This is a genomic window from Amycolatopsis aidingensis, from assembly GCF_018885265.1.
Lineage (GTDB): Bacteria > Actinomycetota > Actinomycetes > Mycobacteriales > Pseudonocardiaceae > Amycolatopsis > Amycolatopsis aidingensis.
The window spans coordinates 4682908-4692298 of the sequence record NZ_CP076538.1 but is presented as its reverse complement, the minus strand read 5'-3'; the positions used below and the strand labels follow the sequence as shown (position 1 = coordinate 4692298).

Annotated in this window: 12 protein-coding genes; 9 read left to right on the top strand and 3 right to left on the bottom strand. The window is 71.2% G+C overall.

The window, feature by feature from the left end; all coding sequences use genetic code 11:
• Positions 1 to 18 precede the first annotated feature (18 nt).
• Positions 19 to 762, top strand: coding sequence for a 3-oxoacyl-[acyl-carrier-protein] reductase (gene fabG, locus KOI47_RS21505; protein WP_332461418.1), 744 nt, complete (start codon positions 19 to 21; stop codon positions 760 to 762).
• A 244-nt stretch (positions 763 to 1006) separates the two neighbouring features.
• A complete protein-coding gene (locus KOI47_RS21500) occupies positions 1007 to 1462 on the top strand; it encodes a hypothetical protein (RefSeq protein WP_216206423.1) in 456 nt (151 codons plus the stop codon).
• Between the two features lie 124 nt (positions 1463 to 1586).
• Here the strand turns inward: KOI47_RS21500 and KOI47_RS21495 are convergent, their stop codons facing one another.
• Positions 1587 to 2585 (bottom strand): DUF222 domain-containing protein, encoded by a 999-nt coding sequence (locus tag KOI47_RS21495; RefSeq protein WP_232376156.1) that lies wholly within the window; start codon positions 2583 to 2585, stop codon positions 1587 to 1589.
• Between the two features lie 309 nt (positions 2586 to 2894).
• Here KOI47_RS21495 and KOI47_RS21490 point away from each other — a divergent pair, with 309 nt between their 5' ends.
• Entirely contained in the window at positions 2895 to 3650 is a 756-nt protein-coding gene (locus KOI47_RS21490; RefSeq protein ID WP_216206421.1) for an SDR family oxidoreductase, read from the top strand.
• Positions 3651 to 3788: 138 nt separating this feature from the next.
• Entirely contained in the window at positions 3789 to 4667 is an 879-nt protein-coding gene (locus tag KOI47_RS21485; RefSeq protein ID WP_216206417.1) for a LysR family transcriptional regulator, read from the top strand.
• Here KOI47_RS21485 and KOI47_RS21480 read toward each other — a convergent pair.
• Both KOI47_RS21480 and KOI47_RS21475 read right to left on the bottom strand, forming a co-directional pair.
• Positions 4664 to 5551, bottom strand: a complete 888-nt coding sequence (locus tag KOI47_RS21480; protein WP_216206415.1) for a beta-ketoacyl synthase N-terminal-like domain-containing protein — start codon at positions 5549 to 5551, stop codon at positions 4664 to 4666. The genes KOI47_RS21485 and KOI47_RS21480 overlap by 4 nt on opposite strands.
• Complete coding sequence (locus KOI47_RS21475; RefSeq protein ID WP_216206412.1) at positions 5548 to 6642, bottom strand: beta-ketoacyl-[acyl-carrier-protein] synthase family protein; 1095 nt, start codon at positions 6640 to 6642, stop codon at positions 5548 to 5550. The genes KOI47_RS21480 and KOI47_RS21475 overlap by 4 nt, the downstream gene beginning before the upstream one ends.
• A 185-nt stretch (positions 6643 to 6827) precedes the next feature.
• Between KOI47_RS21475 and KOI47_RS21470 the strand changes: the two genes are divergently transcribed.
• From KOI47_RS21470 to KOI47_RS21450, 5 genes are all read left to right on the top strand, one after another.
• Positions 6828 to 7838, top strand: coding sequence for a hypothetical protein (locus tag KOI47_RS21470; protein ID WP_216206408.1), 1011 nt, complete (start codon positions 6828 to 6830; stop codon positions 7836 to 7838).
• Positions 7839 to 7971: 133 nt separating this feature from the next.
• Positions 7972 to 8223 (top strand): acyl carrier protein, encoded by a 252-nt coding sequence (locus KOI47_RS21465; RefSeq protein ID WP_216206406.1) that lies wholly within the window; start codon positions 7972 to 7974, stop codon positions 8221 to 8223.
• Positions 8220 to 8651 carry a hypothetical protein gene (locus KOI47_RS21460; protein ID WP_216206403.1) on the top strand — a complete coding sequence of 144 codons (432 nt, stop codon included), beginning with the start codon at positions 8220 to 8222 and terminating at the stop codon, positions 8649 to 8651. The genes KOI47_RS21465 and KOI47_RS21460 overlap by 4 nt, the downstream gene beginning before the upstream one ends.
• Complete coding sequence (locus KOI47_RS21455) at positions 8648 to 8983, top strand: hypothetical protein (protein ID WP_216206400.1); 336 nt, start codon at positions 8648 to 8650, stop codon at positions 8981 to 8983. Before KOI47_RS21460 ends, KOI47_RS21455 begins: the two co-directional genes overlap by 4 nt.
• A complete protein-coding gene (locus KOI47_RS21450) occupies positions 8983 to 9390 on the top strand; it encodes a hypothetical protein (protein WP_216206397.1) in 408 nt (135 codons plus the stop codon). Before KOI47_RS21455 ends, KOI47_RS21450 begins: the two co-directional genes overlap by 1 nt.
• The last annotated feature ends 1 nt before the right edge of the window (position 9391 follow it).

Sequence of the window (9391 nt, the reverse complement as noted above, 5' to 3'; positions counted from 1 at the left end):
GGAGTTGATGGAGGACTGATGAACCAGATGGCGAACCCGGTGGCGCTGGTGACCGGCGGCTCGCGCGGGATCGGCCGCGCGAGCGCGCTGCGGCTCGCGCGGGACGGCTTCGACGTGGCCCTGTGCTACACCTCGGACGGCGAGGCCGCGCAGGAGGTGGAGAAGGAGATCATCGACCTGGGGCGCAACGTGTACGTGCGGCGCACCCAGATCTCCGACCCCGCGGCGGTACGCGCCCTGGTCGAGGGCGCCGAGGACGCCCTCGGCCCGATCACCGCGGTGGTCGCCTCCGCGGGCATCGTCCGGGACAACCCGCTGGTGCTCATGGAGGACGAGGAGTGGGACTCGGTGCTGCGGGTGAACCTGGACGGCGTGTACCACGTTTGCCGCACCGCGATCCAGGAGATGATGCGGCGCAAGAGCGGGGCGATCGTGAACGTCTCCTCGGTGTCCGGCATCCGTGGTAACGCCGGGCAGACGAACTACTCCGCGTCCAAGGCCGGGATCATCGGCTTCACCAAGTCGCTGGCCAAGGAGGTCGGCGGCTACGGCATCCGGGCCAATGTGGTCGCCCCCGGCTTCATCGACACCGACCAGGTCGGCGCGCTGTCCGAACAGGTCCGCGAGCGTGCCGTGGAGCAGATCCCGCTGCGCCGCTTCGGGCAGCCCGATGAGGTGGCCTCGCTGGTGTCGTACCTGCTGTCCGACGCCGCGGCCTACATCACCGGTGGCGTGTTCCAGATCGACGGCGGCCTCGACTGACCACATCGTCCTTCCCTCCGGGGAGGGAGACGGGGTGTTCCCGGATTCCCTCCCCGGAGGGAGGGTAACCCTGAATAAACCCCCTGTTCCGGTATCGGCAATTATCCTGAACTGTTTCTCCATGCTAGCGTGACCACGCGGCGTCGCGGCGACGATGATATCGCGTTTCCGCGGCCGGGGCCTTTGAACGGAACGCTTTCCGTGAAACGGATTGGGAAAGCGCAGTGACAGTGGGGAAAGCACAGTGACGCAGACCGCAATATCCTCGCCAACCCGCAACGCGATCACCGCGATGTACGTGGGCCTGGCGCTCACGCTGATCGCGGCCGTCGTCCCGATTATCGACCAGGACTCCCTTTCCAAGCCGGTCGTCGGCAAGTACCAGGAGTACACCGAGGCCGAGCTGGAAGGGGCCAGGTCCTTCGTGATGGCATACCTGATCACCCTCGCGGCGATCGGGGTGGTGTGCTGGCTGCTGATGATCTGGGCCGCCAGGAGGCAGAAGGGTTGGACCAGGGTCACCGCGACCACCATTTTCGTGCTCGCTCTCGGTATCGCACTGATGAACCTCGTTCTCGAGGAGTACGGAAACAAGATCGTGCCCACCTCCATGGCGGTAGCCGGATTGCTCCCCTGCGTCGCAGGCCTGGTCGCCGTGGTCTTCCTCTGGAAACGCGAGAAAGTCCCCGCGGCGGCCTGAATGGCGCCCGATTTCGCCGCCGGTGCCCGGCTTCACCGGGCACCGGCGGCGTGCGCGGTATTTCGAATGGCTTTCTGTTTCGGGTCCATCCACTTAGGTGGGATGAACTCGGGCACGCCATTGTTCATGACGATGGTCCACCCGGTGTGGTGGATCTCCCGGTGATGGCGGCCGCACAGCAGCACTTCGGCTTGCGTGTGCAGCCCGGCCGGGCGCAGCCCTTGTCCCGCAACGCCAGCGCCCGCCGCTGCGCCGGGGAGGCATCCCGGCTGGACCGGCCGAGGTACAGGATCCCGCCGTCGTTGCCGAACACGGCGGGCACGACCCTCGCCGCGCAGGCGAGCCGCCGGAGCTGGTCGAGGCTGGTGCACCCCGGCACCTCCAGCAGAGCCCGCCGCGTGCGGCTTTCCAGCTCCGCCAGGGTGACCGAGGCGATGATCACCGCGCGCTCCCCACCCTGCACCGCAAGCTCGTCGGTGCGGGCGGCCAGGTCGATGATCTCGGCCAGTGCGTCCCCCTGCCGCCGCGCGGTGCTGCGCGGGTCCGGCAGGCCCGAGACGGGGTCGGCAGGCTGGGGCTTCGCCAAAGGCCCCAGCAGTCCCTCCGGCTGAGCGGCCGCTTCCGGATCCAGCTCCCCGGAAAAGCGCATCCGGCCGTGCCGCCCGGTGTGGTAGCGGAACTCCCGCAGCGGGTCGGCCTGCTCGCGTCGCTCGTCCTCGGGAGCCTTGCCGTCCTGGTCCCAGTAGCGGGCGATCCGGGCCGCCACGTTTTCCCACCGTCCGCGGCGGCGCCTGCCGGGCGGTGTCCAGCAGGCCCCGCTCGTCCGCGGCCCGCTGCTCCTGCGGGATGTGCCCCGGGCAGGCCCGGAACAGGCGCTCGATCGCCCGGCCTGCGCGACCCTGGCGCGGGCCTCCCGTGGCGACAGCCTCGCCGCATCCACCAGCAGGGCCGCCGTATCGCGGTAGCCCTTCTCCCGCGCCAGCCCGCGCCGCTCCATCTCGGCCACCACCGCCAGGGTGGCGGTGTACTCCCTGGCCAGCACCCGCTCGCGCGTGGCCACCAGCGCGGCCAGCTGGTCATCGTCCAGCCGCCACAGCTCCGGTGTCATGCGCGTCTCGGTCATCGCCATCCAGTTTAGTCGAACACAAGTTCGAGTTGTTGGAAAAGTCCCAGGTAAGGGCCAGGTTCACCAGTGTGGGTGGCGAATCGGTAGTGAACGGTCCATTCACGACCGCGGCACGGGGGTCGAGGGACGCTCCCTCGGCCGGGGGAGTGAGCGACCGGACTGGATGCGCCTGCCCGCCCGCGGCCTGCGGGTATCCACCGGACTTGTGCCGCCACCGGTTCTTCGTGTTTCCCGCCGCCTGCCGGAGCTGCCTAGCGTCGGTTTCGCGAGCGCAAGACGACCGAGTCAAGAGACAGGAGCAGGACGATGGCGGAACACACGTTGCGGGACAAGGTCGCCGTGATCGGCGGCGGGGCGAAGAACCTCGGTGGGCTGCTGTCCACCAGCTTCGCCGCGGCCGGAGCCAAGGTGGTGGTGCACTACCACGGCGATAGCACCGCGAATGACGCCGAGAAGACGGTCCGCGCGGTGCAGGACGCCGGCTCCCAGGCCGTCGCGGTGCAGGGCGACCTGACCAGGGTGGCCGACGTGCGGCGGTTGTTCGACACCGCGGTGGACACCTTCGGCGGCGCCGATGTCGCGGTCAATACCACCGGCATGGTGCTGCGCAAGCCGATCCTGGAGACCTCCGAGGAGGAGTACGACACCATGTTCGCGATCAACGCGAAGGCCGCGTACTTCTTCATCCAGGAGGCCGGGCGGCGGCTGAACGACCACGGCAAGATCATCAGTTTGGGTACATCCCTGCTGGCCGCGTTCACCGACGGCTACTCGACCTACGCCGGGGGAAAGGCACCGCTGGAGCACTTCACCCGGGCCGCGGCCAAGGAGTTCGCCGACCGGGGCATCTCGGTGACCACGGTGGCCCCCGGCCCGATGGACACCCCGTTCTTCTACCCGCAGGAGACTCCGGAGCGGGTCGAGTTCCACAAGTCCCAGGGCATGGGCAACCAGCTCACCCAGATCGAGGACATCGAGCCGGTGATCAGGTTCCTGGCCACCGGCGGGTGGTGGATCACCGGCCAGACGATCTTCCCCAACGGCGGCTACACCACCCGCTGACCAGCGGCCGGGGCCCTGCCCTGCCGAAACGGGACCGACCAGCGAGAATCGGGGAGGGCGCACGGCGTCCTCCCCGCCCGCGCACCCGGCACACCATCCCGGCCCCGGAGTACATCCGGCGGAGAACGGAGCCTGACCGTGGGTTTGGACCTGCACAAGCTGGAACACCTGATCGCGGTGGCCGAGGAGGGCAGCTTCACCCGCGCCGCCCGGCGATTGCACCTGTCCCAGCAGGCCCTGTCCACCTCCATCCGGTCCCTGGAACGCGAGGTCGGTGTGGTCCTGCTGGACCGCAGCGGGAACCCGGTCACCGTCCTGCCAGCCGGGCAGGTGCTGATCGAGGACGCGCGGGTGCTGCACGGCGTGGCGCGCGCGGCCCTGCTCCGTGCCCGGCGGGTCGGCCGCGGCGAGACCGAGGCCCTGCGGATCGGGCACACCCCGGCCGTCACCGGCGAGGAGGTCACGGTGCTGCTGCGCCAGGTGCACGTCGCGCATCCCGAGCTGGCGACCCAGGTCAACCAGCGTTACCCGGACGAACTCACCGCCGAACTCCTCGCCGGTGAACTCGATCTCGGCCTGTGCCGGGCGATGACCCCGGCACGCGGGCTGGCGCGGACCACCCTGACCCAGCACCCGCTGCGCATCGCCGTGCCAGCGGGGCACCAGTTCGCCGAGCGGGAGTCGGTGCGGCTGCCCGAACTCGCCGGGGAGTCCATCATGGTCTGGGGCCGCCCCGGCCGCTCCGGCTACACCGACCTGCTCATCGAACACTGCCGCCGCGCCGGGTTCGAACCGCGGGTGCGGCGCAACCCCGTCCAGGGAACCCCACCGGTCACCGCCGTGCTCGGCACCGGCCACCTCGCCTTCGTCACGAATGCTCCCGGACCCGTGTCCGGCGGCGAGGTGCGGGTCATCGACCTGCGGCCGTCGGTGTTCGTGCCGCTGCACGCGTTGTGGCCGCAGCACACTATCTCCCCGGCGCGGGATGCCTTCCTTGCCACCGGTTTCGACAGCTAGTGGGAGCGCAGGGCCAGCGCACACAGGTGGCCGCGGCCGGAGGCGGCCAGCACCACCGCGGCGCCCGGCCGCTCCAGCAGGGCACCCATGGTCAGCAGCGGGCTGACCGTGCCATGCCGGGCTTCGGTGTAGTCCGTGCCCGCGATGGGGACGCCGGATCCGGCCAGTTCGGTGCCGAGCGCGTCGGCGAGGGGCGCCGTCCGTGCCGGCCCGCAGGCCACCACCCGCACCGGGCCCACCCCGGCGAGGGAGGCGGCGAGCTCCACACCCAGGTCCGCGGGCAGCGCCGGGCCGCCGGGATCCGGCAGGAAGCGGGAGACCCCGCCGAGCACCGTGCCCTGCGGCCGGTCCACCGCGCCGCCGAGCACCAGCACCCCGGCGCCCTCGCCGGGGGCACCGGGGGCGGCCTGCTCGGCCGCCGTGGCCAGTACCCTGGCCGCCCGGCCACGCCGGATCGCCTGGGCCCCGAGCAGGACTCCCTCCAGGCCGCCGGTCACCGGATTGGTCAGGGTCACCGCGCAGGCCCGCGCGCCGAGCGTGATCGCCAGCTGGGTGGCCGGGATGTTCGCGGCGAAGCCGGGGAGCTCGACCGGGCTGAGCTCGCCAACCCCCTCCTGCCGGATCGTGCGGTACAGCTTCTCGTGCAGCCCGGTGATGCACTGGTGGGTACCGGTGAACACGCCCAGCCCGGTGGAGTCCTGGCCGGACGCGGCCGGATCCCCCTGCTGCCTGCCCAGCGCCAGGTTCGCCGCCGCGAGCAGGAACCTGGTGGCCGGGGTCAGGTACTTCCAGCCGCGCCTGCCGAGGTGGGCGGCGGGGTCGAACCAGCCGTCCGGACGCGGGGGCGAGGACAGCGCCCCGAATCCGCCGATCGGCACCGTCATCCGGCGGCCCCCAGCACGAGCGCCACATTGCTGCCGCCGAAACCGGTGGCCGTGACGAGCACCCGCGGGGCGGGCAGTTCCGTTGGCCCCGCGGTGGGCACGAACAGCTCGCAGTCCGGATCCGGGGTGCCGACGTTCGCGTTCGGCGGGACCACACCCGCGCCCAGGATCAGCGCGCCGACCACACAGGCCAGTACCCCGGCGGCACCAGCGGTGTGCCCGGTCATCGCCTTGATCCCGTAGGCGGGGATCCGGGCCGCCGCCGGGCCCAGCAGGCCGGCCACGGCCGCGGTCTCCACCACGTCGTTCATCGGGATTCCGGCCCGGTGCGGTAGCACCGCCCCCGGTTCGCCGCCGGACCCGCGCACCGCCTGTGCCATGGCCCGCCGGAACTGGTCGCCTTCCGGCTCCGGCGCGGTCGGGTGGTGGGCGTCGGCGCTCCATTCGTTACCCGTCACAGTGGCGTAGCGCCGGGCCTGCCTGCCGCGGGCGGACTCCGCGGATTCCAGCACCACGGCGGCTGCCCCCTCACCGGGCACCATCCCGCCGCGGTCGGCGTCGAACGGGCGGCAGGCCGCGGGATCGAGCAGGTCGAGCCGCTCGAGCATGCCCCTGGACACGGTGGAATGGCAGTCGCTGCCGCATACGATCACGATCTCCGCCGCCCCGGCTGCGATCAGGTCGGCCGCGGTGCCCACGGCCAGCGCACCCGAGGAACACGCGGTACTCACGCTGTGGTTCGGCCCGCCGATGCCGAACTCCGCCGCGATCCGCTCGCCGAGCCGGTACGGTCCTGCCTCCGGCGGCGCGGCGTGCTCGTCCTCGAACCGGTCGATGTCACCGAGGGTGGTGCCGAGGACCAGGCCTGCGCCGCGAAGATCCGATGTGGTCAGTCGGGCATCGGCGACGGCCTGGCCGACCGCGTCCGATGCCAGTGCGCCCGCCCGGCCGCCACCTTCGGAGCCGTAGCGGGAATCCGCGGTGTAGGAAGGGTCCGGCGGCACCGCACCGGCCAGCGCCGCCCACAGCTCGGACACCGAATGGCCAAGGCAGGTCACCGCGCCGAGGCCGGTGATGACGGGAGCCGACACATCCCTCCTGTCCGGGCCGGGCCCGCGCGATTCGCGGGCACACCCGCGAACCTAACCGGCGAGCGCGGCCCGGCCGGTGCCCCGATTCAAAGCTTGAATGGCGCCGGGATCCCGGCCCGCTGGTAGCAGGAACTCGCTCCTGAGAGGGAACTGGATCCCGGTTGGCTGCCGGTAGGGTGCGCCCCATGACGACCCCCGTGACGACGGCGCCCTCCGCTGCCGTCCGCCGCCCCCGCAGGCTGTACCGGCGCATCTGCGGCTACGGCGTGATCGTGGCGGTGCTGCCGTACCTCACCCTCAAGGTGCTGTGGGTGTTCGACGTCATGGTCGGCGTTCCGCCCGAGTCCCCCGCATACTCCGGCTGGCAGGCGCAGAACGCCGCCACCGCCGCGCTGGACCTGGTGGCCGTGCTGCTGGCGCTGGCCCTGACCCAGGACTGGGGGCTGCGGTTGCCAGCCTGGCTGGTGCTGGTCCCGATCTGGGTCGGAACCGGCTTCCTGGTGCCCGCCTTCGTCGAGGTCGTGGTGGACTTCCTGCATGGGCTGACCACCTCCGGCCAGCTGGTGAGCATGCAGGACGGGCTGGTGGAGAACTGGACGTACGTGATCGTCGGCAGTTCCTTCGCGGTGCAGGGACTGCTGCTGGGTGGCGCGTTCGTGCTGTACGCGCGGCAACGGTGGGCCGAGGCCATTGCCGAGCTGCCCGTCGAGCCCGAGCGCGGCACCACCTTCCCCGTGCAGCGCGTGCTGGGCATCACCGGCGCGGTGCTGGCGGCGGTCATCGCCGTGCTGCACCTGTATCAGGCCGTCCTCGCCCCGGCCGCGCTGCGGACGGGGGAGTGGACCTTCGCGACCAGGGTGGTGGAGGCCGTCGAGGGGATCGGGGCGCTGCTGGCGGTACTCGGTGTGCTGGCGCTGGTCGGCACCGGGGCGCGTCGCCTGCTGCCCACCCGCGGACGGTTTACCACCGCGGTGGTTTTCACCTGGATCGGCGCCGGATCCCTGTTCGCATACGGGTTCTTCCGCACCCTGAGCAATGTGCTGAAGGCGCCGTTGAGCGACACCATCACCCCGCTGAACCGGGCGGTGAGCCTGGGCGCGCTGCTGGCGGGCCTGATCATCGGTATCGCCGCCGTCCTGCTGCTGAGCGAGCGCAGCGCGGTGGTACGGGCCGAGGAGGCAGCCGAGGGCGCCTGACGACGCGGGATGAGGCCCGCCAACATCGAAGAGTTGGATGCATGGTTGTCGCTCACCGCGCGCCGGTGGTGGGGTTGCCAGGGCGTGATCCGATCCCGGCGACCGCGGTCGCGGGCCCTGGCAAGGAGAACTTGTGTCAGCTCAGGCAGTCGATGTGGACGAACTTCGCACCCTGGTCGCCGATGTGGTGGACGTCCTTCCGGAGTCGCTGACCGACGAGGTGCGGTTCGTCGAGGACCTCGAGGTGGACTCGCTGATCGCCCTGGAACTGGCCGTGACCCTGCAGCGGAAGTACCAGGTGCAGATCGCCGAGAAGGAGATGGTCCAGGTACGCACCTTTCCGGACATCTGCCACCTGCTCAACACGAAATCGGCGCAGCGGTGAGCGCGGCCCCGCTCCTGCCAGGGGTTTCCGTGCTGTCCGAGCGGGCAGACGGCCTGCTGGCCGAGGTGGTGGTGAACCCCGCCGAGGAGGTCTTCCGCGGCCACTATCCCGGATTCGAGCTGCTGCCGGGGATGTACCTGCTGGACCTGGTGCAGCACCTGGTCATCGGGCACGCGCACGCGGCAGGGGTGCGGACCCGGCTGGCAGGGGTGCGGTCCGCCCGGTTCAACTCCGTGGTGCCACCCGGCGACACCGTGACGGTGGACTGTGCGATCACGCCGGGCGACGGGCAGCGCGAGGTGCGCGCCACCTGTGGCGCGGGCAATGGCAAGGTGGCCACCTTCCGGCTGCGCTTCATCGACCTGGAGCCGGAAACCGGGAAGTCCATCGTGGACGGTGGCAGGGAAACCCTGGTGGCCGTGGGATGAGCGCGGGATCGCGCTACCTGATGATCGAGAGCCAGGGCCCGTGGAGCGGCCCGAACGCGAGCCGGTTCGTCCGCGACGCCGGGGAGCTGGCCGCGGCCGGGCACGAGGTGGTCCTGCTGCTGGTGCAGGATGGGGTGCTCGCCGCGGTGCCGGAGGCGAGCACCGCGGTGCGCGGCGTCCTCGACGGCGGTGGCCAGGTGTGGGTGGACGGCTTCTCGCTGCGCCAGCGGGCACTGGCCGCGACGGCACCGCCCGCAGGGACCGTGCTGGTCGAGATGGACGCCGTGGCGGAGGAGCTGCTCAGCACGGACGGTCAGGCGGTGTGGCACTGATGGCCCTGCCGACCCGCCGCTGGGACCTGCTGCTCATCATGACGGCCCCGCCGCACTACAACGACACCTTCACCACCGTGCTCCGGCTGTCCGAGGCGATGCTGCGCAGGGGTGGCGCGGTGCGGGTATGGGCCTGCGGTTACGCGAACATGCTCACCCAGGACACGCACGGCGAGACCAAACCGAAGAACACTCGCGCCCCGGAGGTGGCCTATCCCTCCAGCGCCGCCATCGTGCGGCAGCTGATCGCCGGGAACGAGGGCCGGTTCGGCTGGATCGGATGCACCACCTGCAGCGCCGAACGCGGTGCCACCAACCACATCGCCGAGGTGCTGATGCGGTCGCCGGGCCGCCTGATGGCCACCATGGCCACCTCGGCGAAGACGATCTTCATCGGAGGTGCGTGAC